The sequence below is a fragment of the Ensifer sp. GW101-20A05 genome, from assembly GCF_059424735.1.
Genome location: NZ_JBWKZT010000014.1, coordinates 85,881 through 109,936 on the forward strand (window position 1 = coordinate 85,881; position 24,056 = coordinate 109,936).

Annotated in this window: 19 protein-coding genes, 1 tRNA gene and 2 pseudogenes; 12 read left to right on the plus strand and 10 right to left on the minus strand. The window is 58.6% G+C overall.

The annotated features are described in order from the left end of the window. Positions 1-251 precede the first annotated feature (251 nt). Positions 252-495, plus strand: a pseudogene (locus AC070A_RS27190) (DUF1194 domain-containing protein); the annotation flags it as partial. Positions 496-521: 26 nt separating this feature from the next. Here the strand turns inward: AC070A_RS27190 and AC070A_RS27195 are convergent. Next, positions 522-597: transfer RNA gene (locus AC070A_RS27195), tRNA-Ile, on the minus strand. A 133-nt stretch (positions 598-730) separates the two neighbouring features. Here AC070A_RS27195 and AC070A_RS27200 point away from each other — a divergent pair. From AC070A_RS27200 to AC070A_RS27215, 4 genes are all read left to right on the plus strand, one after another. Then, positions 731-979, plus strand: a complete 249-nt coding sequence (locus AC070A_RS27200) for a CopG family ribbon-helix-helix protein (protein ID WP_057248324.1) — start codon at positions 731-733, stop codon at positions 977-979. Beyond that, on the plus strand, positions 976-1,266 hold the full coding sequence (locus tag AC070A_RS27205; RefSeq protein WP_057248323.1) for a type II toxin-antitoxin system RelE/ParE family toxin: 291 nt from the start codon (positions 976-978) through the stop codon (positions 1,264-1,266). Before AC070A_RS27200 ends, AC070A_RS27205 begins: the two co-directional genes overlap by 4 nt. Before the next feature lie 505 nt (positions 1,267-1,771). Next, the gene (locus AC070A_RS27210; protein WP_492383601.1) at positions 1,772-2,293 is read left to right on the plus strand and encodes a PTS sugar transporter subunit IIA; all 522 of its coding nucleotides are present in this window, start codon (positions 1,772-1,774) and stop codon (positions 2,291-2,293) included. A 335-nt stretch (positions 2,294-2,628) separates the two neighbouring features. Continuing rightward, positions 2,629-4,425, plus strand: a complete 1,797-nt coding sequence (locus AC070A_RS27215; RefSeq protein WP_113736890.1) for a cation:proton antiporter domain-containing protein — start codon at positions 2,629-2,631, stop codon at positions 4,423-4,425. A gap of 422 nt (positions 4,426-4,847) precedes the next feature. On the opposite strand, the gene AC070A_RS27220 is transcribed toward AC070A_RS27215, so the two are convergent. Further along, the gene (locus AC070A_RS27220) at positions 4,848-5,183 is read right to left on the minus strand and encodes a hypothetical protein (protein ID WP_492383600.1); all 336 of its coding nucleotides are present in this window, start codon (positions 5,181-5,183) and stop codon (positions 4,848-4,850) included. Positions 5,184-5,209: 26 nt separating this feature from the next. After that, entirely contained in the window at positions 5,210-5,737 is a 528-nt protein-coding gene (locus AC070A_RS27225) for a YciE/YciF ferroxidase family protein (RefSeq protein WP_492383599.1), read from the minus strand. 485 nt (positions 5,738-6,222) lie between these two features. On the opposite strand from AC070A_RS27225, the gene AC070A_RS27230 reads away from it, so the two are divergent. From AC070A_RS27230 to AC070A_RS27255, 6 genes and pseudogenes are all read left to right on the plus strand, one after another. After that, the gene (locus tag AC070A_RS27230) at positions 6,223-7,386 is read left to right on the plus strand and encodes a glycosyltransferase (RefSeq protein WP_112995283.1); all 1,164 of its coding nucleotides are present in this window, start codon (positions 6,223-6,225) and stop codon (positions 7,384-7,386) included. 39 nt (positions 7,387-7,425) lie between these two features. Then, positions 7,426-9,771, plus strand: coding sequence for a UDP-galactopyranose mutase (glf, locus tag AC070A_RS27235; RefSeq protein WP_492383598.1), 2,346 nt, complete (start codon positions 7,426-7,428; stop codon positions 9,769-9,771). A gap of 62 nt (positions 9,772-9,833) precedes the next feature. After that, a pseudogene (locus AC070A_RS27240) lies at positions 9,834-12,959 on the plus strand (glycosyltransferase). After that, positions 12,956-15,271: a glycosyltransferase family 4 protein gene (locus AC070A_RS27245; RefSeq protein WP_113736893.1), complete on the plus strand. Its 2,316-nt coding sequence runs from the start codon at positions 12,956-12,958 to the stop codon at positions 15,269-15,271. Before AC070A_RS27240 ends, AC070A_RS27245 begins: the two are co-directional and overlap by 4 nt. Before the next feature lie 107 nt (positions 15,272-15,378). Then, positions 15,379-16,287, plus strand: coding sequence for a DUF72 domain-containing protein (locus tag AC070A_RS27250; protein WP_057248314.1), 909 nt, complete (start codon positions 15,379-15,381; stop codon positions 16,285-16,287). Between the two features lie 451 nt (positions 16,288-16,738). Next, positions 16,739-16,906, plus strand: coding sequence for a hypothetical protein (locus tag AC070A_RS27255; protein ID WP_156414563.1), 168 nt, complete (start codon positions 16,739-16,741; stop codon positions 16,904-16,906). A gap of 257 nt (positions 16,907-17,163) precedes the next feature. Here the strand turns inward: AC070A_RS27255 and AC070A_RS27260 are convergent, their stop codons facing one another. From AC070A_RS27260 to AC070A_RS27270, 3 genes are all read right to left on the minus strand, one after another. Continuing rightward, positions 17,164-18,141: a complex I NDUFA9 subunit family protein gene (locus AC070A_RS27260; protein WP_492383597.1), complete on the minus strand. Its 978-nt coding sequence runs from the start codon at positions 18,139-18,141 to the stop codon at positions 17,164-17,166. Between the two features lie 35 nt (positions 18,142-18,176). After that, a complete protein-coding gene (locus AC070A_RS27265) occupies positions 18,177-18,392 on the minus strand; it encodes a hypothetical protein (protein ID WP_082615726.1) in 216 nt (71 codons plus the stop codon). 203 nt (positions 18,393-18,595) lie between these two features. Next, positions 18,596-18,799, minus strand: a complete 204-nt coding sequence (locus tag AC070A_RS27270) for a CsbD family protein (RefSeq protein WP_057248312.1) — start codon at positions 18,797-18,799, stop codon at positions 18,596-18,598. A 502-nt stretch (positions 18,800-19,301) separates the two neighbouring features. Between AC070A_RS27270 and AC070A_RS27275 the strand changes: the two genes are divergently transcribed. Beyond that, the gene (locus tag AC070A_RS27275) at positions 19,302-19,802 is read left to right on the plus strand and encodes a hypothetical protein (RefSeq protein ID WP_113736894.1); all 501 of its coding nucleotides are present in this window, start codon (positions 19,302-19,304) and stop codon (positions 19,800-19,802) included. A 319-nt stretch (positions 19,803-20,121) separates the two neighbouring features. Here AC070A_RS27275 and AC070A_RS27280 read toward each other — a convergent pair whose 3' ends face one another. From AC070A_RS27280 to AC070A_RS27295, 4 genes are read right to left on the minus strand one after another with little or no spacing between them, the layout of a single operon-like run. Beyond that, positions 20,122-21,066, minus strand: a complete 945-nt coding sequence (locus AC070A_RS27280; RefSeq protein WP_113736895.1) for a carbohydrate kinase family protein — start codon at positions 21,064-21,066, stop codon at positions 20,122-20,124. An 8-nt stretch (positions 21,067-21,074) separates the two neighbouring features. Next, complete coding sequence (locus AC070A_RS27285; RefSeq protein ID WP_057248308.1) at positions 21,075-22,286, minus strand: trans-sulfuration enzyme family protein; 1,212 nt, start codon at positions 22,284-22,286, stop codon at positions 21,075-21,077. 20 nt (positions 22,287-22,306) lie between these two features. Next, positions 22,307-23,143, minus strand: coding sequence for a carbohydrate ABC transporter permease (locus AC070A_RS27290; RefSeq protein ID WP_113736896.1), 837 nt, complete (start codon positions 23,141-23,143; stop codon positions 22,307-22,309). Then, the gene (locus AC070A_RS27295) at positions 23,140-24,033 is read right to left on the minus strand and encodes a carbohydrate ABC transporter permease (protein ID WP_057248306.1); all 894 of its coding nucleotides are present in this window, start codon (positions 24,031-24,033) and stop codon (positions 23,140-23,142) included. Before AC070A_RS27295 ends, AC070A_RS27290 begins: the two co-directional genes overlap by 4 nt. Positions 24,034-24,056 lie beyond the last annotated feature (23 nt).

Below are 24,056 nucleotides of genomic sequence, written 5' to 3' on the forward strand. Positions count from 1 at the left end.
TTAACTTCAATTGAAGTTCGCGGGCCTGCGGTATGGAGCCGCCGGTTTTGCAGCGTTCGCAAGACATGGCATTCGTTCGGTAGCGACAGAGCCGGCACGACCATCATTTGGACACCGGGTGGCTCATTTCTTCCAGATTTGGAATGTGCCTCCGCGCGCGCGTGGGCAGAGAGTTCTTTCAAGCCGCGCCAACTCCCCGACAGGCGACGGAGCCGGGGCCATTCGGCCTTGGGCCTTGCATGTGACGGCCGATGGCCGGTTTTTGCAGTTGGAGAGCATGGGATCAAGCGCACCCATCCCGCGAGGCAGCATTGCGGGCCACCGCCTCACCTGCGGACGTCGACTTGGAACTCGTGCTAGCGGTCGACACGTCGGGCTCCATGGACATAGCGCGCGTGCAGCGCCTCGGCTATCTGGAACGCTCCGACACCCGGAATTCACCAACGCCGTCAAAGGCAGGGCCGCATTGCCGTCGGCTATTTTGAATGGAAAGGCGCATACGTAAAGAGCTAAGTATGGTGTGGTAGGCCCGGCAGGACTCGAACCTGCAACCAGTCGGTGATGCGCCGACGGCTCTAACCATTGAGCTACAGGCCCCACCAGGACGTTTCTAAGCACAGAAAAACCGATGGATCAGCCGCGTAGCGGATGCTTTGAAGAAGTGTCTTGAACCTTGACGCACCAGTGCGGTTCATCGATAATCAAGGTGAACCAAGGAAGGTGAGATCCCATGACCGCTGCGTTTACCGTGCGTATAAAAGATGAAACCGCGAGCAAGCTGGATCAGCTCGCTGAGAAGCTGGATCGGTCCCGCTCTTATATGGCTGCAGCGGCCATCGAAGCTTTCGTTGAGCAGCAGGAATGGCAGCTTGCCGAGATTGAAGCCGGGTTGACCGAGGCCGACCGGGGTGAGTTCGCCAGCGATGAAGATGTGGCGAAAGTCGTCAGGAAGTACGTCAAGTCTGCCCGCCAATCATGAGTCGGAAGCGTATTCGTTGGACGCTGCGGGCGTTGCGGCGACTTGATGAGATCGGCGCGTATATCGAGAAAGACGATCCGGATGCGGCGGCTCGCGTCGTGGCGCGGATTGTCACTGCCGTGGATGCGTTAGCGGAGTACCCTGCCAGTGGGCGGCCTGGTCGTATCAAGAGCACGCGCGAGCTCGTGCTGGCCGACATTCCCTACATCATCCCCTACCGCATAAGTCGAGACGTCGAGATCCTCACCGTCATGCACGCTCACCAGCAATGGCCGCAGGTTCTCTAGTCACGACCAACAAAACGCGTCGGCGCGATGAGCGATGATCCGCTCATCAGCCTGCCCGTTACGGCAACGTGACCTATTCCCGGCTTCGTCCGAAAAGCACGGCGCTCATGCTACCCCACTCCCCGGGACATCATCACTGCTAGTCAAAATCAGACGGGAAGTGCAGGTTTTCGACGGAAAACTGGAAGCGATCAGCCCAATCTTGGTTTCCAGTTGCGAATGATTCACATGACGATTGTGCCACGTTTGTTCCCGTTCTGTGCGTTCAGGATCGCACAATGTATCGACTGGCACCCGCTTCCACGTGTCTGGCCGCGATTGAGCGTCGGTCGTTTGGCGACCAATAATACTTCTTGAGGACGGTCGTCCCCGCTCCGAAAGACTATTGGGCGTTTGCTGCGACGTCGCTTGAAATCGGAGGCACAAGGCACCAGTTCAAAATTGGGCAATATGGAGTGAAACCAGCGCGATCTTTGCCGGCCAGAGAGAAGCGGGGGAGGAGAAAATGAATGATGAAAAACTCGGCTTCGAAGATGATTTGATGCTCGGCGTGCCGGCGGGGGGCGGGCGGGCGGTTCTCCAGGCCATTTCGTCTCACCTAGCGCAACGTACTCGTGTCCCAGCCAGTGTCATTCTAGACGGCCTGCTCGAGCGGGAGGCTCTTGGTTCGACGGGTTTCGGGGAAGGCTTTGCCCTACCGCACGCGTTTATTCCGGGATTGATAACTCCGGCTAAAGTGCTTGTTACCCTGCGCGAACCAATCGAGTTCAACGCACCCGACGACGAGCCAGTCGATATCTTTCTCGCGGTGATATGGCCTTACGGGCAACATGAAGGTTTCTTGCAATACCTCTCCAAGCTTTGTCGTGTCTTTCGCTCAAAGAAGTTGTTGGCGGCCCTGCGAGGGGTACGATCTGAAACAGAGGCTTTAATCGTGCTTTCGGCGGCCGTTTGCACAACTGCTCCGAGTGCACAAAGCTCTGTCACAGCCTCATATGGCCCGCTCCTGCGTAGTTCGATGCCCTAAATCGCGTGATTGGCGCGTTCGGTCGTCGCTTCGTGCCGAGTCTTGGCTGGCTCGGCATACGACACAAAGCCTGTTCTCCCGTTTCCAGCGCCGTTAGCCATCTAGGCATTGGTTCCCGGCGCGGTTCGGGAAGGCGTACGAACCTGCTAACAGTGCGAAGCCGTCCGTGCATGAAAATACGGAACTGTCGTCGCCACCAGCCACAAAAGCGAGGGTACCACTCCCGGGACATTCCTCTGAAAATGAGAGTAGGATCCTTCAGGGGAGAAAAGAGATGCCAGTCGGCTTGGTACACTATGCGCCCGTCACTCTGAACCAAGGGTTGTGAGCTATCGATGACGCCAGGACCAGAAAATTACAAGGAGCTTCTGCTTTTTCTAACGACGGCAGGCGTTATCGTGCCACTGTTTGGGCGATTGAAACTGAGCCCGGTTTTTGGCTTTCTCGCAGCCGGCATCTTGCTTGGTCCCTTCGGTCTTGGAGCGCTCGTAGGAGATTGGCCGTGGCTCTCCGCAATCTCAATCACCGACGTTGGACAGATCGCGCTTCTTGCGGAATTCGGCGTGGCATTCCTGCTTTTTATGATCGCGCTCGAGCTGTCGTGGAGCCGTCTTCTGTTAATGCGCAAGTTCGTCTTCGGATTGGGCGGCCTTCAGGTTCTCACCTCGACAGCCGTCCTCGCGGCCATCGCGGGCTTGCTGGGCCAAACTCCGGCTTCAGCGGTGGTGCTTGGCAGTGCGCTCGCCATGTCGTCGACGGCGATCATTCTACCGTCGCTTGTTGAGCGCAAACTGCTGAACACAACCGTTGGGCGGGCAAGTTTCGCCGTACTGCTCTTCCAGGATCTCGCCGTGGCGCCTCTCCTGTTCATGGTGACGATTTTGGGCTCGCGCGAAGGGACGGGGCTCGGCGCCGGCCTGTTGTATGCTCTGGCGCCTGCCGCAGTGGCGCTTTTCGCGATGGCCGGCATCGGTCGCCTCATCCTGCGACCTTTGTTCAAACTGGTCGCGACAACAAAGAGTAACGAATTGTTCGTCGCTGCATGCCTCTTGGTCGTAATCGGTTCTGGCCTAATCACAGCCCTCAGTGGTCAGTCGATGGCGCTCGGCGCTTTCGTTGCAGGTCTCTTGCTCGCTGAAACCGAGTATCGTCGTCAGATCGAGGTTACCATCCAGCCCTTCCAGGGGCTTTTGCTTGGGCTCTTCTTCGTATCCGTTGGAGCTCGTCTGGATCTTTCCGAGATCATTGCCAACCCGGTCGTCACAGTCGGCGTCGCGATCGGGCTGTTTGCCATAAAAGCTCTGACCCTCTTTCCGATCGCGCGCCTGTCAGGACTGACGACCCGCCATGCCGGCGAAGTCGCACTTGTGCTAGGACCTGGCGGCGAGTTCGCATTAATCCTTATCGGCGCTGCTGTGGCAGGCAATGTTGTCCCTGGTGCCGTTGCCGCCACTGCCACAGTCGCGGCAACCTTGACGATGATCGGCGTTCCCTTGCTGGTGCGCCTGCTGGGCCGCGATAGGGCATATGCCGGGACGGCTGATCCTTCGTTTGCAGGACTAACGCCCCAGCATGATGACGGCTTAGAGCGTGTGATCGTCGTCGGCTATGGACGTGTCGGGCAACTGGTCGCGGAGATGCTCACGCGACATGGGTTGAGGTTCCTGGCAATCGACGCCGATCCAGTGCTTGTCGGCAAGGAGCGAGGGCGCGGTTCTACGATCTATTATGGCGATGCCACACGAATCGAGTTGCTTCGACGCTGCGGAATCCAGAGTGCTCGCGCACTTGTTGTAACCTTGGATAACGCAGAGGCTGTGGCCTCGATCGTCTCCTCTGCAAGATCCGAGCGGGCGGATCTCACTATTGTCGCCCGCGCACGGGATGCGGTGCACGCAACTGAGTTATACGAACTCAAAGTGACGGATGCGGTGCCAGAGACCATCGAAGCCAGCCTCCAACTGTCGCAGGCGGTGCTCGTTGGCATCGGCATTCCGATGGGCCCAGTGATAGCATCCATTCATGAGCGACGGGATGAGTTTCGCAAGATGCTACAGCCAGCGGACGGTTCGAACAGGGAACGGCATGCGATCCGGCCGCGAAGTCGAAGTGAGTCAAAATCACTCCGATAAGCATGAGAAACGTGCGGAGGCATGCCGCTGTCGTCGGGCCACAGTTTTACGGCGAGGGCATCTGATGCACCATGACTTTGTCGCCCGCCGGACACAATCCGAGATCGATGGCACTAATGCTGTCCTCGGCGAATGGTTCCCGCGCGGTTTCCGACCGACCTTCCTAAAGGTAACACTGGGCTTTTTTGATGAATTCTTGGTCCGTTAGGGCTGCACGGTGACGGCCTCAAGGCGCGCGATCGGTGAGAGCGTCGGCTCCCTCCTGCTCGACACCATGCCCGATAATCCTAACGCCTCAATGCGGGAAAGTCGGAGCGAGTTTCTGGATGGCGCATTCGAAACTCCGCACAGGTCGCATCTGGCCATGGCTGTAGTCCTCCTGTTCAGTCCGACGAACCGTACGAGCGGCGATCGGTTTCGGCTCAAGTCTCGTGCATTCGGATGACGTCCTCGATGCCGCGCGATTGGATGCCCAGTTCTTCCAGGCCCGGCAGATCAACTGCCGCGACATTGTCACGACGCATGAGGTCGACTTGGTTGCGCGTCAGAGACACGGCCGGAAGAAACTCCGCAGCAGTCGCCAACATGCTCCACATCGCGAAAGGCACCGGCACCAGCCTGATCCGCGTCTCGAGCTGAGTGGCGATTTCCTGGACGAGTTCCCGATAGGCATAGATGCTCCGGTGTGCTGAATTTTCTGGCCGAGGACTGCGCTCGAGGCACACACTTGCTCGCGCGGGGAGAAAGCCGCCTGGCAAGGCGGCTTCCCGATATCGAAGTGCGACTACTCGGCGGCCTGCCTGGACACCTTGGGGTTTGCCGCGGCTTCGCCAAGTGCCGTCAGCTTCTGATCGGTGGCGATCTCCTCCTGGAGATTGGCATCAAGGAGTGCGACGGCTCCATTGAGGCCAAGCTGGGCCGCCCATGATTTGAGTGTTCCATAACGGGCGATCTCATAATGCTCGACGGTCTGGGCCGACGAGATGAGGCCGGCATCAAGGGCGGCGGTGCCCTTGTATTCTTCCATGATCTCTTCGCCTTCGGAAATCATCCCTTGAATGGCTTCGCACGTCTTGCCTCGGGCCGGTTTTCCGATGATCTCAAAAACCTGACCAAGCCGCTCGATCTGGCCTTCAGTCTCATCCCGATGCTTTAGGAAGCCGGCCTTGCCTTCTTCAGACTGCGCAGCCCGCGCCATCTTCGGAAGTGCCTTGAGGATCTGCTTTTCAGCGAAGTAGATGTCTTTAAGCGTATCGTGAAAGAGATCGCTCAAGTCTTTCGTCTTGGGAGTCATTGGGTAATCTTTCTCCATTTTCGAGTTGGACTTCAGGGAGTTCAAATCTCGAACAGTCAGGTGGGGGTCACCAAGTCATCAATCCGAACGATGTCAGACAAGCCCAAACGTTGCGGCGCCGGGTATGTTCCGAATTTGGTGTGGGGAGATCGAAAACTCGCAGTATTAAAAGGAGAATGACTGTTCGGTATTGAATGTTTTCATCCTGTCTCCAGACATCATTTTGCTTTCTGCAAGATGCCTTTTCTCTCTGACAATTTTCGCCTTAGCGCCGTTTGAGGTGCGGCTCGCAAGGAGAATTGGTCTCGATTCAGGGATGCACCCAGCGCCGCGCTAGTCCTGAATACCTCGGTCAAGAATTTAAAGTTGCCACGCAACTGGAACAAACTGTGTTCTCGTCGGTTGCAAGCCACGACTATCAGAACCCTGACAAAAACAGATTCCGTTTCCCAAAACGCGATCGTCGTCTCGACGTTCGCGACCGTAGATGTGCGAAGTGAGTAATGCGAAAGATCGTCGTCATCAGTGATTTCCAGGACGGCTGGCCACCGGTTTCACAAGCCCCCACCAAGACGGAACGTTTGGCGGCCTGGGCATCCCGTTTCAAGGATGAGATGGCTGCTTGGCCAACGCATGAAAATGTAGTGCACGTGTCGGGCGGATATCTGGAGCGACTGCCACTGGCCAGCGTGGCTGACGGCCTAGTCGATCGGGCGGAGATCTGGAGCCATTGGCGGGCCAGCAACCCACCCCCTGAGGTTAAGGAGAATTCCTTCCTTACGCGACGCTCCTTTTACCTCGATGGAAGTACTTCCCCATTTTCGTCGGACGACATGCTTGCCCATATCGAGATTTATGGCGCTCCAGATATTCTTTGTGTCTGGGGCCTGGGGGTTGGTGAGGAAATCCTCCAGGCCTGCCAAACCAGCTTCAAAATCTATAACTCAATCGACGCGCCGGCGCTGCGCGTCCCTTCGACCACAAGCCGCCATTTCGATCTAATCCTGACAGGATCAGAGGAGCAGAGCCGCGACGTCGAGGCACGTCACCCGGGCAAACGCACCGCGATCCTTCCGATCGGCCCGGAATTTGCTGCACCGTCGATGTTCTTTCCCATCGAGGGGGCCAAGGCTTACGACATAATCTATGTGGCTGCCGCGCAAGCCTACAAGCGCCACGATATCCTGTTTCACGCGCTCGCCAAGTTGCCCAGAACTGTGCGGGCACTTTGTGTATTCGGCTACGGCGATCAATCCGAGCAACTGCGTCATCAAGCGACAGAATTGGAGCTTAACGTCGATTTTGTCGGACCTCCTGGCGTCTCCTTCGGGGAGGTCAACAGATTGATGAACCTCGCTCGGATGGGAGTGGTGTGCGGTGTCGATGACGGGGCGCCGGCGGTCCTGACCGAATATATGCTCGCGGGCTTGCCGGTGCTCGTCAACGCCGAATTGCGATGCGGCCAGCAATACATCACTCCGCAAACCGGGGCCACCGCAAAGTCGGACAAGTTTCACATCGGCATTGCCGGGATGTTGTCGCGGCTTGCGGACTTCAGCCCACGCGCCGCAGTCCTTCGATCTTGGACTTGGCCCCACTCCATCAAGAAACTTCGCCAGCTAATTCGAGCCGAACAGTCAGCCAAGAAGGAGGCGCGCGGCAATTGAAGTTGTTTCAGCCTACGAACAGCTCAGCGCGGAATGAGTATGGATATTCTAACTGCAGTTCCAAAGACCAACGACAATTCCAGCAATGCTTGCGCACCGGTGATTTGTTTTTCACACCTGCGCTGGGATTTTGTCGTGCAGCGGCCACAACACCTCATGGAGCGCTTTGCTCGGGAGCGGCGCGTATACTTCTTTGAAGAGGTCATTCCGACCGATCACCATCTTGCCTACCTGGAGATCCATTCTTTCGCGGGCACGACCGTAAAAGCCGTTAGACCCCGAATCCCCAGAGGATGGACCGAGGCGCAACGAAACTCCGGTTTGGCGGGACTGCTTGACGAGCTTCTCGAGCTTGCAGGTCATCGCAAGCCAATCTTGTGGTTCTACACGCCGATGATGTTTCCGTTCGCCCGGCATATCGATGCGGCCGCAATAGTTTATGACTCCATGGACGAGCTCGCCAACTTCAGATTTGCTCCGGCAAATATCGGGGAGCTGGAGCGTGAGCTGATGCAACGGGCTGATGTGGTGTTCACGGGCGGCCATAGCCTCTACGACGCCAAACGCCTCATGCACGACAACATTCATCCCTTTCCGTCCAGCGTGGATGTGCGGCATTTCCGGTCGGCACGCAAGCAGCCGATCAATCCGCCGGATCAGGCGGACCTCGCTGGCCCGGTCCTCGGTTTTTGCGGCGTCATCGACGAGCGTCTTGATCTCGAACTGATCAGAGCCTTGGCAGATCACCGGCCGTACTGGTCAATCGTCCTCATTGGTCCCGTGGCCAAGATCAAAGTCGAGGACGTGCCACGCGCACCCAACATCCATTATCTGGGCCAGAAGCACTACGCGGACCTTCCTGCCTACTTCTCCGGTTGGGACGTGGCTCTGATGCCGTTTGCCCTCAACGAAGCAACCCGATTCATCAGCCCCACAAAAACGCCGGAATACCTGGCCGCCGGGCTTGCCGTGGTCACCACGCCGATCGTTGATGTCATGCGCCAATACGCAGACATCAGCGGCATATTCTTCGCGTCTGATGCGGGTAAATTCGTAGAGGCATGCGAAGCCGCTCTCAAACTCAAGCCCAGGTCAGGAAAATGGCTGACGGGCGCGGACGAACTGCTGTCGACGTTTTCCTGGGACGAGACGCACCGGCGAATGAACGGACTGGTGCAGGAGGCGGCTGAAACAAACGCGCGTCCGCCGGTTGCCCCCGCCTCGCGAAGGACGGCAAAATCGACGTCGAAACGCCGTACCTATGATTTTGTAATCGTCGGTGCCGGCTTTGCGGGATCTGTCCTTGCCGAGAGGCTGGCAAATGAGGGCAAGCATCATGTCCTTATTTGCGATCGACGATCCCACATTGGTGGCAACGCGTACGATTTCTACAACGAGCACGGCATTCTTGTTCACAAGTATGGCCCGCACATTTTCCACACCAACAGCGAAATGATCTTCGACTATCTGTCGCGCTTTACTGCTTGGAGGCCTTACGAACACCGCGTGCTTGCACAGGTGGCGGGTAAACTCTTGCCGATCCCGATCAACCGCACAACCCTCAATGGACTTTACGGACTTGAACTTAAGGACGACGCCGCGGCTGCCCAATATCTCGCCTCCAAGGCGCGGCCGATGGATCGGATACGCACTTCGAAGGATGTCGTTGTCGCGCAGGTCGGACTGGATTTGTACCGGACGTTTTTCGAGGGCAACACCCGCAAGCAATGGGGATTGGATCCTTCCCAACTCGACAAGGCCGTTACCGCGCGCATTCCGACCCGTACGAACACAGACGATCGCTATTTTCAGGACACATTCCAGGCGATGCCGAAGGATGGCTACACGAAAATGTTCGAAAATATGCTGGATAGCGATCACATCGACATCCGGCTCAATACCGACTTTCGGGATGTCCGAGAACAGTTCCCCGACGCGCATATCATTTTCACCGGGCCGATCGACGAGTTTTTCGATTATCAGTACGGCCGGCTCCCTTACAGGAGTCTGCGGTTCGAACACACGACTTACGACCGGCGGCGACTTTTGCCCGTTGGGGTCGTGAACTTTCCCTCGGAGAAGGTCCCCTATACGAGGGTTACCGAATTCAAGCACATCACGGGGCAAGTCCACCCCAAGACGAGCATCTGTCACGAGTTCGCCTGTTCGGAAGGCGACCCTTACTATCCGATACCCAGACCGGAAAATCAGGAGCTCTACAACCAGTATGCGCTTCTTGCTCGCTCGCGAAGCGATGTAACCTTCGTCGGAAGACTGGCGAGCTACCGCTATTACAACATGGACCAAGTCGTCGGTCAGGCACTTTCGACATTCAGTCGATTTCAGGCCAGGGAGACGGCGCAGGTCGGGTTGGGTGTCCGTTGACCCCGCCCCTTGAGCCAAAGCGGAAACTCATCCTTGCGACCGATAGCTCTGACGCATCTGGCATGGGCGCTCATATGCTTGTTCTCGGCGCGTGTTTGTGCGATCGCTTTGAGGTTACGGTAGCTGTGCCGCGCGGGTGCGAAGGCAATCTTACCTCGACAGCCTTCGCGCTCGGCCTGGCCGTCAAAGAGTTCAACGACATCACAGAGTGCGGCTTGTGGCTGCAGTCGTTTGACGCCGATCTCCTCCATGTGCACGCTGGCATTGGCTGGGAGGGGCATGGGCTTGCGCACGCCGGAAAAGCCGCTGGTGTTCCCGTTATCCGAACGGAACACTTGCCGTTTCTCCTCACCGACGAGGATCAGAAGGCGACTTTTCGGGAGGGCCTCGGCTCCGTAGAGCGGCTAATCGTCGTCTCCCGCACGGCGGAGTTGACGTTCTCGAGGGAGAGCATCGATCCAAAGAAGATCTCTGTTGTCCGCAACGGAATTCCACGGCTTCCCGAGGGAATCCGCGTGCGGTCGCAGTGGGGTGGCCAACGAGCAAACACCCTCATCTCGATTGCTCGTTTTACACCGCAGAAAGATCATCCGACATTGGTAAGGGCGATGCCCACTGTCCTGGAACAATTCCCGGATGCGGTGTTGCTGCTGGTTGGAACTGGTCCTGAGGTCACCGCTGTGAAGGACCTGGTCGTGCGGCTCGGGATTGAACAGGCGGTGCTGTTCGCGGGGCAGCGCAACGACATAGCTTCGTTGTTGGCTTCAGCGGATGTTTTCGTTCTCGCCTCGCTTTTCGAGGGGCTGCCACTGGCTGTTCTTGAGGCGATGTCCATTGGAGTGCCAGTTGTTGCGACCGCCATCGGAGGCACGACTGACGCTCTTGGTGACGATCACCCCTTCCTCGTCGAACCGGGTAGTCCGGAAGCACTTGCTGAGGGAATTATCGCCGTCCTAGGCGATCCGATAGCGGCCGCTCGCACAGGAGAGGCGGAGCGGCTGAGGTTCAAACAACACTTCACCGCAAGGCGGATGGTCGAGGAAACCGAGGAAATTTACCGAGCCGTTCTCCATGCGGGGGTCGGCAACGAAAGAGAGCACCCAGCCATGGAACGCACGCGCATCGGTTTTATTGGAGCGGGCGGGATCGCGACCCGCCATCTCGATATTCTGGCGGGATTCGACGACGTGGAACTCGTGGGGTTTGCCGATCCGGACATGGAACGCGCCAGGCACGCGGCAGGCCGCTTTGGCGCCAGAGCTTTCAGTTCCTGCGTCCAGATGCTGGACGGACTGGAAATTGATGCCGCCTATATTTGCGTTCCCCCGTTTGCACATGGCGATGTCGAGCGGGAGCTTATTGCCAAGCGTATTCCATTTTTTGTCGAAAAGCCTGTCAGTCTGCATCTTGATCTCGCACAAGAGCTCGCCGCCGCAATTGCCACGGCCGGTCTGATTACCGCGGTGGGCTACCATTGGAGATACCTCGACATCGTTGAGGAAGCCCGCCAACACCTGGCGGAGAACCCCGCACAGCTCATCTCGGGGTACTGGCTCGATCAGACCCCGCCGCCGCGATGGTGGTGGAAGAAGGATACCTCAGGGGGGCAAACGGTGGAGCAGACGACGCATATCGTCGATCTCGCGCGTTACCTTGTCGGCGATATCACCCGCGTTTTCGGCCAGACTACCCATAGAAGAAGGGATGATTTTCCTGATCTTGATGTCGCCACATCGAGCACGGCCAGTCTTTCATTCGCAACCGGCGCAATCGGAAACATCGCCTCCACCTGTGCCCTGAGGTGGGGGCATCATGTCGGATTGAACATCTTTGCCGATGGGTTGGCGATCGAACTGACAGACCATGACATCATGGTAGACGTCGGAGCAGGGAGGCCTGTTCGCCGGGCGGAAGGAGACCCGGTGTGGCTGGAGGATCGCGACTTTGTTGATGCGGTGCGGGGCGGCGAAAGTCGCATCCGCTGTCCTTACCACGAAGCGCTCGCGACCCACCGCATTGCACTGGCCCTGACCAAGTCTGCCGAAACCGGTCAGCCGATCGACCTCCACAACTTTTAGGAAGTTATGCCGATGTCCAGCCGCACCATAAGATCACTCGGCGTGGAACGCCCCGGAAAAATGTACTTTTTGGATTACGATGAGGAAGCGCCAACCGATGGCCAGGTACAACTTGACACGCTCTTTACCGGGTTTTCAGCCGGGACCGAGTTAACGTTCCTCAAAAACACCAATCCATATTTTCGCTCACGTTTCGACAACGAGCGGGGCGTTTTCATCGAGAAGGAGCCTGACCTAACCTACCCCATACCGTTTCTCGGTTACATGGAGGTGGCGCGGGTCGCTCACACAAGCGCCGTTGGCTATAAAACAAACGATATCGTTGCGGCGACCTATGCGCATAAGACCGGCCACCTGGCCGACCCGTTTCGCGATCTTCTCGTCCCGCTTCCCGTCACGATCGATCCCGTGCTGGGTATCTTTGTCGCACAGATGGGCCCGATCGCGGCGAATGGCATCCTCCATGCCGATGCGGATGCGTTCGGACCGGCAGTGTCGTTCCTGGGATGCGGGGTCATCGGTCGACGCGTGCTCGTTATCGGAGCCGGGACTGTGGGCTTGCTCACGGCGCTCTTTGCCAAGACCGTCGGCGCTACGCAAGTCGTCATCGCCGATCCTTCAGAGTTCCGCCGGGACAAGGCAGAGGCGATGGGCATTCTTGCGATGACCGAGGAACACGCGTGGCAGCATGCCAAGGCACACTGGCACGATGGCGTGGCCAACCGCGGGGCCGATCTCGTCTTTCAAACTAGAGCGCATTTGGAAAGCCTCAACGTCGCGCTCAAGGCCGTGCGCCCCCAGGGGAGCGTCATTGACCTGGCATTTTATCAGGATGGTTCCGACAGACTGAGATTGGGTGAGGAATTCCACCACAATGGCCTCAACATCCGCTGCGCGCAGATCAATCGCGTTCCGCGCGGACTCTCACCTCATTGGAGCCGACGCCGGCTTGCGGGCGAGACAATCGAACTCTTGTTTCTCCAAGGTGAACTGATCAAACAGCACATGATCACCCACGTGGTTCCCTTTGAGGGTGCACCGGAGTTCCTTTCAGACCTGCTGGAGCGGCGGTTTGAGTTCCTGCAGATCGTCTTTAAGGTGCAGCCATGACGGTGCCGAGCCCCAAGACCGTCCTCTTCGTCTTCGGCTGGTTGGTCGTTGGGGGAGAGGAGACGGAGGTCCGTCTGCTTGCTGCCAACATCGACCGTTCCCGCTACAAGATCGATGTGGTTGCTTGTCTGCGCAAGGACACCATGCCCGTGCAGACGCATGACCAGCTGCGGGCTCTGGGAATCGAGGTGGACATTGCACCCTATTCGATGTCCCTGGAAGAAACCGTTGCCTATCTCGCCGACAAGATCCCTGCTTATGACGTGGTGGTTTCGTGCCAGAACGTTGCCGACATCTATCCGGCACTCGAACGACTGCACATTCGTCCGCCTTTGATCGAACATGGTGGTCTGGTCCTGGAAGCTCTGAGCGGCCCAAAACACTTTACCAGTCGCTACGTCGGTGTCTGTCGCTCCATTCGCGACGCAGCCGCCTCCCGAATGCCCGGGCGGGAATCTCACGCCAGAGAAATTCCCTCAATGGTCGATCTCAAGGAGTTCCAGCCGAGCCGGCGGCGTGCCATGCGCCGGCAGCTTGGCATCTCCGATGATACGATCCTGGTCGGCTGGGTCGGGCGCCTCGACGCAAAAAAGAATGTGGAGACTTTCATCGAGGCGGCCTCGATCATACATGCCGAAGATGGGGGCATGCGCTTTGTGATCGTTGGCGGACCAGATGCCTTCATGCCGCAATATGCGCTGCAACTCAATGCTCTCTGTAACGAGCGTGGACTGGATGCTGTCTTGAGCTTCCTCGGCGACCGCGCCGATGTTCCGGATCTGCTTGCAGCGCTCGACGTGTTTGTCTGGCTGTCCCGGGACGAAGGCATGCCCCATGTCATTTCCGAGGCCGGGGCCGCCCGCCTTCCAGTGATTGCAACGGCCGACAACGGTTCGAGACAACAAATCAAACATGGCCTCTCGGGCTATTTTGTAGGACATGCCGATCCGCAGGCAGTTGCGGACGCCATCACATTGCTTGCCGGCTCGCCGGAGTTGCGCGCCAGCCTCGGTCTACAGTTGCGCAGGCACGTAGAGGAAAATTACAGCGTCGAAGCGGTCGTTCCGCAATGGGAGGCGCTGTTTGATGAGGTCCTTACGGAAAGAGCGCCATGCGGTCCGACCGGGCTATTTCAATCTTTCTTCCTCGGCGGATTTGAATGCTCGACGCACCGAATCCGACCACCGGGCGGCACGGGTCTTGGTCGGCGGCTGGACATGATAGCCTCGATAAAACACGAGCAGCATGCAGAGAATGACTACCGTCAGTTGGCGAGCCATTATATCAGCAGTGTAAGGGACGGTTTCCGCTGGCATCTGGTCGAGCGATTACCCGGAGCATATGACTGGGACAGCGTTCTACCCCTGATACGCGCGGCCCGGACGACGGGCACGCAGGTCATCTGGGATCTGCTGCACTACGGCTGGCCTGATGATATCGATATATGGTCGCCTTCATTTGTAAGACGGTTTTCGCGTTTTGCCGGTGCTGCCGCGAAACTCCTGCGAAGCGAAATCAACAATCCGCCGTTCTTTGTGCCTGTTAACGAAATTTCGTTCCTTTCATGGGCGGGCGGAGACGCGGGTTACCTTAATCCATGGGCGGGGCGCCGAGGCTTCGAGCTGAAAGCGCAGCTTGCGCGCGCCTCGATCGCTGCGATGGATGCCATTCTGGAGGTCGAGCCTCGTTCCCGATTTGTCCACTGCGAACCCGCCATCAATGTTGTTGTCGATCCCGAGCGTCCAGCCGACCGACCTGCTGCTGAAGGCCACCGATTGGCACAATATCAGGCTTGGGACATGATTTCGGGACGCTTGTGGCCCCAGTTAGGAGGCGCGGAAAAGTATCTCGATATCATCGGCGTCAACTACTACCATAACAATCAGTGGATCCACGGCGGCCCGACGATCGACGTCGAGCACCCCCTCTACAAACCATTGCGCAAAATTCTTGTCGAAACCTACGCTCGATATGGAAGGCCGATGCTGATCGCAGAGACGGGTATCGAAGGCGATCGCCGGTCCGATTGGCTGGCGTATGTGGGGGAAGAAGTGAGGGCTGCGATGAAGTGGGGAGTGCCGATAGAGGCTGTGTGTCTTTACCCCATTGCAAACCATGCAGGGTGGGACGACGATCGGCCCTGCGAGAACGGCCTGCTATCAGCGGAGCCCACGCCATCTTTTCGCAAGGTTTATCAGCCGCTAGCCGATCAGTTGGACAGTCAGGTAAAAACGATCGAGGCTTTCCTGAAAGAGATTGAGAGCAAACACGATATTTTTTCGCGAGACACGCGTGCGTCACATGTGTCGTGAAAGAGAGTGGGTTCAACCGTGAAGACAGGGTTCGATGGTCAACAGCCGGTAAGGAACAAATACCGCCCTCGAAAACTTTGCGACCATGAAACGCGGTAGGTTGTCAGGTGGTGGAACGCTCTCCAGAAGATCTTGCTAAACGTCGTGCGCTGCGTGCGGAGCGCAGACAAAAACAGCGGCTTGCGAACATCGAGCGCGCCGAGAAGATGCATGCGGCGAGACTTGTGCATGAGGTGAATGGTGGCTCGGTCACCGCTGCCCGGACTCCGTCGGATGGCTTCCATATCGGCTGCTCGGGTTGGTATTATTGGCATTGGAAGGGGCAGTTCTATCCTGCAGATGTACCTTCGAGCCAGTGGTTTTCCATCTATGCACAACAGTTCAAGACGGTGGAGCTCAACGCGCCGTTCTATTCCTGGCCCACAATCGCCACGGTGAAAACATGGCTGCGACAAGCAGAACCCAGCTTCGTTTACACAGTGAAAGTCTGCGAGCTCATTACCCACGTCAGGCGCTTCGACGACACCGGCACCTTGGTCAGTGACTTCGGCTACATAGCCGAACTGCTCGGCCCCCAGATGGGTTGCTTTCTGTTTCAATTGCCGCCGAGCGTTCGGTACTCCGACGAGATGCTCCACGTTATCCTAGCTCAGCTTGAACCTCGCCGTCGAAACGTTGTGGAGTTCCGCCACAAGAGTTGGTGGAACGAGGACGTCTTCAACGCTTTTGAGAAAACGGGGACTATCTTCTGCTCTTGCAGTGGCCCTCGGCTGCCCGACGAACTGGTGAAGACGTCCGATGATATCTACGTGCGGTTTCACGGGACCCACCAATGGTATCGACATGACTACAGCGAGGCTGAATTGATGATTTGGGCCGAGCGCATACGTCAATGCGGAGCGAAAACTATTTGGGCTTATTTCAACAATGACCGTGATGGTCATGCGATCAAAAATGCAAAGCTCTTGTCGGAACTGCTGGTCGGGCAAGCACAAGCGTGCGTTTCTTGCGACTAGATGATCCTATGTTTTGGGTGGAGGAGCGACTTGCCTGCCCTGCTGGGAACTGTTCGCGTCGCGCTTGGCTGGATCGCCACCAAGAAAAGTCGCGACCAGCGGAGTAAGATCCACACCGTCCACGAGCGGAACCCCGACAAGCAAGCGCGATCAAAGCTTGCCGCCACGAGTGCCTCTACCAATGCGGCATGCCTTGCTGAGCGCGCAATCTGCTCAGGAAAAAAGCGATCTCCATTGAGAATACGCGGTCTCAAAGCTTGAGGAGCGGACCGCTGAGCCCGTTGACGACATTGCCGCCATCAAGGAAATCGCGGCATCCCTGCTGACGGCGCGAGAGAAGCCTGCTGGGTTCAAGACATCTCTGGCAACGACCGGCTATTCGGAGACCTGACCGGCGGAGTTCAGGCGTTAAGCGGATGGAACCTAATCTAGACTGAATGGTTCGCAACGTATGAAAGACACAGACCGAAAAGCCAAGGCCAACATGAGCGGCTTCGTCGTAACAATCTCGGCAATTGCCTTGTTGCTAGCCGGCATCTACGTGGTGTTTTGGACGCCGGGTGCAATCGACAACCAACCGGCGTCCACCGGTTCGGGACAATTGGAAGAAGACAATTAATGAGGGCCGTCCCGAGAGCTGCCGGTCCGACTAATGTCTCCTGGATGGGTCCGGCTCCGCCGATTACATTACTGCCGGTGCTTCGGCTTTTCGGCAATGTTGGGCACTCGACCGACGCGCAACGCTGTGGTGCTAGCAAGAGGCAAACTCGATCCGGATGTAACCGTCTGGGCCGCCCGACCAACGTCATGCCCGCATTCCTAGCGCCAACTACCGCTGCGACCGGCGACCTCATCCATCCGATCGATAACGGCAGATCAATCTGGGCTTTCCCGCGCCCTCGAAAACACTGGCTGGCGGTGCTTTTTCGATCGCAGGGCCTCCGGCTCAGATAGAAACATTTCAAACCGGTCCAAAGCTCTAAGATTCTTGTCAACGCTAATTGAAAGCGCCAGCATATGACGTTCCCGTTTAGCAAATCGATATCGCGAGCTTTCAGAGCGCAGAGGAAAATTGGTAAGCTCGTCGAGATTGCTCTGAAGGTTCCCCGCGGCAAGACCAGGAGCGTCCGGCACACCGCTTACGATGCGCGGACCGGCGCACTCGAAGATCGAAGCACTCGTGGCATTCTGCCCCGCGGCCAAGCGGGTCACGGCCTCCGCCACGTCCTCGACATGAACCGGTTGCAAGCGAGTGCGGCCGTCGCCGAACAGCGGATAAATCGGGAGGAGGCGTACCAGCCTCGCGATCGTTGTGATGAATGTGTCACCGGGGCCGGCCATGACAGCGGGACGGACGATGATCGCGCCTGGAAATGCCGCCTTCACAACCTCCTCGCCGCGGCCCCGGGCGCGGATGTAGTTAGAACGGGACTGCGGATCCGAGCCGATGCCCGAAATCTGGACGAACCTCTCGGCGCCGGCATCGCGCGATGCGGTCGCCACATCGGTCGCAGCTTTGACATGGACGCGCTCGAAGGTCTGCTCACCGCGCTCAACATAGAGGCTGACCGCATTCACCACCGCGCGAGATCCCACCACGGCAGCGGCGATCGAGGATGGATCTAGTATGTCCGCCTCGATCTGCTGAAATGGCCACTTGCCGGATGCGCCGCCCGAAATCTTGTGCGGATGACGCGAGGCGGCACGAACATCGACAGCCTTGTCGAGAAGCCTGCTTACGATCCGCTGTCCAAGGAACCCCGTTCCGCCGAACACCGTCACAATGTTCTCGTGGTCAGTCATCGTGCTCTTAAGGCTCTCCTGGTTAGCGACGGCCGTCGCGTTCTTGATCAATCATTCCTTTCCGTAAAATGCTGCAGGCGACGTGTTCACCCTGGACTATTGCCGCTCTTCTTGTGGTGTCTGCTTTCCTGATTTTCGCCTCTCACGATTTTGCGTTCATTGTCTTCACACGCATCTGCATGCGCCGTGCCCAGGTCCTGTCCATCGCCCTGGGCCTTACGCAGCGCGTCGGAGCGCTTGAGGTCGGCCTCGGCATTGAAATCCTTGCCCGCGTTCGAAGTCTTCTCGCGGCCCTGAATTATGTGCTGCTGCTTGTCCTATTTGTTCAACGACCGCGATGGCCAGGAATCGCTCCGCCCTTGGTTCGTCGCATCGTTCGCCACATCGCCCTTAAGGGTATTGTCTCCGGGTTCCGCCTTGAGGGGCGGCGACCGGGTTGTCGTGCGGTTTCCAGTGCCGCCCCACGTGGCGGTAGCTAAGGAGGACATGTGGAGTGCGGTGTGGGCTACCACGTCTGTTGCGAATACCAATCGTCGATATCCTGGCGCACGCGATCCTTCTCAATCCCATACCGCTCTTGGATCTTGCCTTCGAGTTGGTCGCGCCTCCCAGCAATTTCATCCAAATCGTCGTCCGTCAGACGCCCCCATTGTTCCTTGATCATACCCTTTACCTGCTTCCAGTTGCCTTCAACACGATCCCAGTCCATTGTGAGTCTCCTCTAACTTTTCAAAGAGGGCCTAGCGGCTCTCTTTAGAGCCCGCACTCCAACCGCCGTGGTGACGCTTAGTTCCGGGAATTTTCGCGGTCAGAACGCGTTCTTGATAGCCGACGCATGCCCCCGCGGATCGCGGCTTAGCTCCATCGATAGGTCCCGCCGATTGGAGTCTTTCACGCAACGCCGCCCTCCGTCCCCGCTCCCGGAGGGCCATTTCTTTTCCTGACCCCAGGAGGGAAGTACGGCGACCGCGATCCTCTGAAATTGGAGATCCATCGACTACCTCCGGTCGATCGGCAGGTTCGCCGACATCAACTGGCCGATTACACGGCACTAACACGACGCCAGTAACCGCGGACCCGCTGCAGGCTACCTCGCGCGTGCTTTGTTTTGTCCATGGATTGGCGCATACTGCGCCATCGCTGGGCGGTTGCTACGGGCCCCGGCGGCTGGAAGATCATCGCGCTTTCGCCCCAACTCCGGAGGTCGCGCGATGTACCTCGCGACGAACCAAACGGTCCTTCTCCCTCACGAAATGAATCAAATCGAACAGATCTTCGGAGAAGTCCTGCGCGAACGCGGATTGACTCGGCAGTGCAAGTCGGCCGAAGCGATCGCAAAACGACTTATGGATCTTTACCTAAGCGGCGTCCGCGAGAGCGTTGCTCTCAGGTACCTGGCCTATCTCGACGAGCCGGTAGCAAGTCGCCCCTGGCAGAACGCGCGCCCACTCGTCGAGGAGGTCTCAATACTGCATATTTCACGAGAGAAGGGCGCTCAGATCAGCCCGGATGAGCTCGACATGCTTCAACGGACCTTCGATCGAGTATGCATCTGGTGCAGTATCCCGCGCTACGGCAAGCGCGCCGATCGGCTAGCCCGGCATATCACCGATCAATTCCGCAAGGGATTGAGCGACGAGGCAGCGCTTTTCGAGAACGCCATGTGGCTGGAGAAGAATACCGACGCCGCCCGATACCGCCCAGACGCATAAACGCCACACCACCGCAACGGGGAACATTCTGCCTCGATAGCGGTTTTGATACCGCCAACGATCCACACCCCTGCGGATCAAGGCGGGGCTTCATTGTTCTGTCCCCATTGGAGTGGAGCCCGTTGCAATGCATGCTCGGGCCCGTCGAACACGGGGCCTAATTTTTGCAGATGGAGATGCAAGGTTTTCCAGCCACGGCCCCGTGATACGGGGCGTCAGCGGCCGGAGCGAGCCGTCTGACGAGCGGAGCGGGCGGAGGCAACCCGCGCTATCCGATTGCGCCGAAGGGTTTGCCGGAGCCTGCGGAAACCCCGCTTTTTTAGTTCTCGACCTTCTCTAGAAAGGCGAAGACCTCGTCTCGAGAGGGCATGGCCCGCCCGGCGCCCTTGCGCGTGACGGCGAGCGCGCCGTAGGCATTGGCGAGACGGCAGCAATCGGGGCCGGACAGGCCCGTGACGCGGCCATGGATATGGCCAGCGGCGAAGGCGTCTCCCGCGCCGATCGTATCGACCACTTCCACGGGGAACCACGGCGCGCTGTCCGTGCTGCCGACCTGATAGAGGACGGATGCCGTTCCGCCGGACCCCTTCACCGCCACCCGACGGACGCCGCTCTCCAGCAGCATTCCGATGAGTTTTTTCTCGTCCGTTTCTTTCGGTTGTTCCAAAAGACCAGGGAGATCGGCGCTGCCGAGCACGATCGTGTCGATCCGGGGAAGGAGCGCCCTTACTTGCTCAGCGATGGCGGCAACCACGCCGCCGGGAATGTCGAGGGTGACGTAGATGTCCGCACCGACGGCAAGGTCTATGGCGGCGAGGGCTGCTTCCGTCTGGCGCGGTTGGAGCAGGGCGTAGCCGGAAAGATGGAACAGCTGAGCGTCGGCAAGGGCTGCCGAATCGACATCTGCGGCCGAAAGCCGTGCATTTGCGCCGCGGTAGGCGAACATCGTACGCTCGCCGGCAGGGCTGACGGTGATGACGTTGATCTGGGTCGGCTCCCGGTCGTCGCGGCCGATCCAGCGCGTGGAAATGCCGGTGGCGGTAAGCTCGGACAATGCCTCGTGGCCCCAGGAGTCGACACCCACCCTGCCGATAAAGCGGCAATCGTGCCCGGCTTTGGCAAGTGCGATGGCAGTGTTCGTCGCCGAACCGCCGATCATCGCCGTCTGGCCGGTAGCGATCGCCTCGCCACCCTCGCCCGGATAGGCGGGAATGGCGAGCACGAGATCGATGTTGATATCGCCTAGAAGGACGATGGCGGCCATATCCCGCCTCACAGCTCTACGTGCATGAGGGCGATGGCCTGGTCGACGTCGGCGATGATGTCGTTGATGTGCTCGATGCCGACCGAGAAACGCACGAGGCCGTCAACGACGCCCATCGCCTCGCGTTCCTGGCTCGGAATATCGAGGAAGGCCATGGTGGCGGGCACCTGAGTGGTGGTGCGAAGGCCTCCGAGGCTGGCCGCGAACGAGCAGAGCTGCAGGCGCTTCAGAAGCCGCACGCCGCAGGCTTCGTCATCCACCTGGAAGGAGAGCATGGCGCCGCCGCCGATGAGCTGTTCCGAGGCAGAGGCATAATTCGGATGGGACGGCAGACCGGGATAGAAGACACGCTTGACGGCCGGATGGGCCTCCAGGTGTTTGGCGAGCGCCAGCGCGTTGGCGCACTGCTTTTCCAGGCGCAGCGCCAGTGTCTGCGCGCCGCGCAGCAAGAGCCAGGCGTTGAAGGGCGATAGCGGCGCGCCGAGCTTGTTTAGCGTGTTCCAGCGCACGTCCTCCAGCCAGTCCTTTGGCAGGATATCGGACTTCAGCGTAATGACGCCACCGACCGCATCGTTGTGGCCGCCGATGAACTTCGTTGCGCTTTCAACGACGACGTCGACGCCGAAATCATGCGGGCGGCAGACGGCGGGGGAGGCAAAGGTGTTGTCGCAAATGACGACGATGCCGCGCGCGTGAGCGATCTCGACAAGTTTCCTGAGCGGCGGAACCTTCATCGTCGGGTTGGCGATGGCCTCGACATAGAGGACCTTCGTCTCGGGCGTGAAGGCGTTTTCGACGGCGCGCACGTCCGAGCAGTCCACGAGGCTGACCTTGAGGCCGAAATCCTGGGCGCGGTGGTCGAAGAATTCGTGGGTTGAGGAATAGGTGGTGAGGTCGGCCACGATGTGATCGCCGGCCTTCAAGATGCCGAAAAGGGCGTGTGAGATTGCGGCCATGCCGGAGGCGGTTGCAAGGCATGCGGTTCCGCCGGTCAGCTGCGCGATATGCTCTTCGAGCTTGTACTCAGTCGGGTTGCCGCAGCGTGAATAGATGTTCACTTCCTTGCGCGCGCCGGCGACGATCTGGTCATAGATATCGCCGCCATACTGGAAATTCGCCGACATGTAGATCGGGTAACTGATCGACTGGGAATGCTCCTCCGGCTCGTAGAAGACGGCGCGGCTGGCAAATTCGAGGGATTTGGAAGAGGTGTCGGACATAGGCGTTTCTCCTGAAAAGATCATTCCTTCACGGCGCCGCCGATGAGCGCGGCCGTGATCTGGCGTTCGAAGAAGATGAAGAGGATGAGGGGCGCGATGGCGGCCATCAGGATTGCCGCAAGCATGACCGGATAGTTGGTGACATGTTCGCCCACGAAATCGGTGAGGCCGACCGGCAGCGTCTTGCGGGCGGGATTGTTGAGGAAGACGACCGGGAACAGGAAGTCGTTCCACACCCAGATCATGTTGACGATGCCGACCGTGAACATGGCGGGCCGGGCGATCGGCAGGGCGATGACACGGAAGATCATCCATTCGGAGGCGCCGTCGACGCGGCCGGCATCGAAAAGCTCGCGCGGCAGCGTGTTGAAGAACGCCTGCATGATGAAGATCGAAACCGGCACGTTGAAGGCGGCGGTCGGCAGGATGACGCCGAGATGTGTATCGAGCAAGCCTGCCGTGCGCAGCATTACCACCAGCGGCACCAGCGCGACATAGGCAGGGATGGCCATGGCCGCCGTCAGCGACAGCTCCACCGCCGGCATCCAGCGCGGACGGTAAATGGCAAGTGCATAGCCGGCGAGCGTCGAGACAAGCACCGTGATGATGGTCGCGCCAGCCATGATGATGAGCGAATTGACCGCGTAGCTTCCGAGTGCGCCGCCGCTCCAGGCGCCGATATAGGCATCGAAATTGAGGCTCGTCGGAAAGGACCAGACCGAGCGCATAAACTCCTTGTTGGTCTTGAACGTGCTGTAGATCATCCAGACGAAGGGGAAGATCACCATCAGCACATGCAAAGTGAGCACGATAAGCACGATCGTGCTTGTGCGGTTCCAGCGGCGGACGGCGCTCATGTGTCCCCCTTCCGGCGAAGGAAGCGGAAGACGACCCAGGCGGCAAGCGCTGTCAACGCCATCTGTACGAAGCCAATGGTTGCCGCATAGCCCATCTGGAAGCTGGCAAAACCCATCTTGTAGAGATAGGTGGAGACGACCTCGCTGGCGTGACTAGGGCCGCCATTGGTCAGGACGAAGACCAGCGAGAAGGTCTTCAGCGAGCCGATGATGGCGAGCAGCGAATTGGCGCGCACGGCGTCCCAAACCATGGGCACGGTTATCGAGAAGAACTTTCGCAAATCGCCCGCGCCGTCGAGCTCGGCGGCCTCGTAGACGCTTTCCGGTACGCTGCGCACGGCTGCGGTGAAGAGCAGCACATAGAGGCCGAGGTAAGTGAAGCTCATCACCACGACGACAGCGAGGAACGCCGTTTCGGATTCGCCCAGCCAGCCGCGCTTCAAGCTGTCGAGGCCGACGGCCTTGAGCGCCGCGTTCACCAGCCCGAAATAGGGGTTGTACATGAAGCGCCAGAGCAGTCCGATACAGATCTCGCTGACCATGACAGGCACGAGATAGAAGAACAGGAAGATGCGACTGAAGGCCGGGACGATGCGCACCAGGCAATAGGCGATGGCGAGCGCGAGAAAGACCTGGAAGACGATGGCGGAGAGGGCGACCAGGAGGTTGCGTCCGAGCGATGCCCAGAAAACGGGGTCGGCGGCAAGCTTCAGGAAGTTGCCAGCGCCGACGAAGACGGGGTCGGACGCTCCATCCCACTCGAACATCGACAGCCAGCCGGCATAGACCACCGGATAGGCGACAAAGGCGCACACGAAGATCAAGGCCGGCGCCAGGAAGAGCAGTGTCGCCCGATTGTGTCTTTTCGCTAGGCCGATGTCCGTGCTCATGATTCCGCCGGCGTCTGGAGATG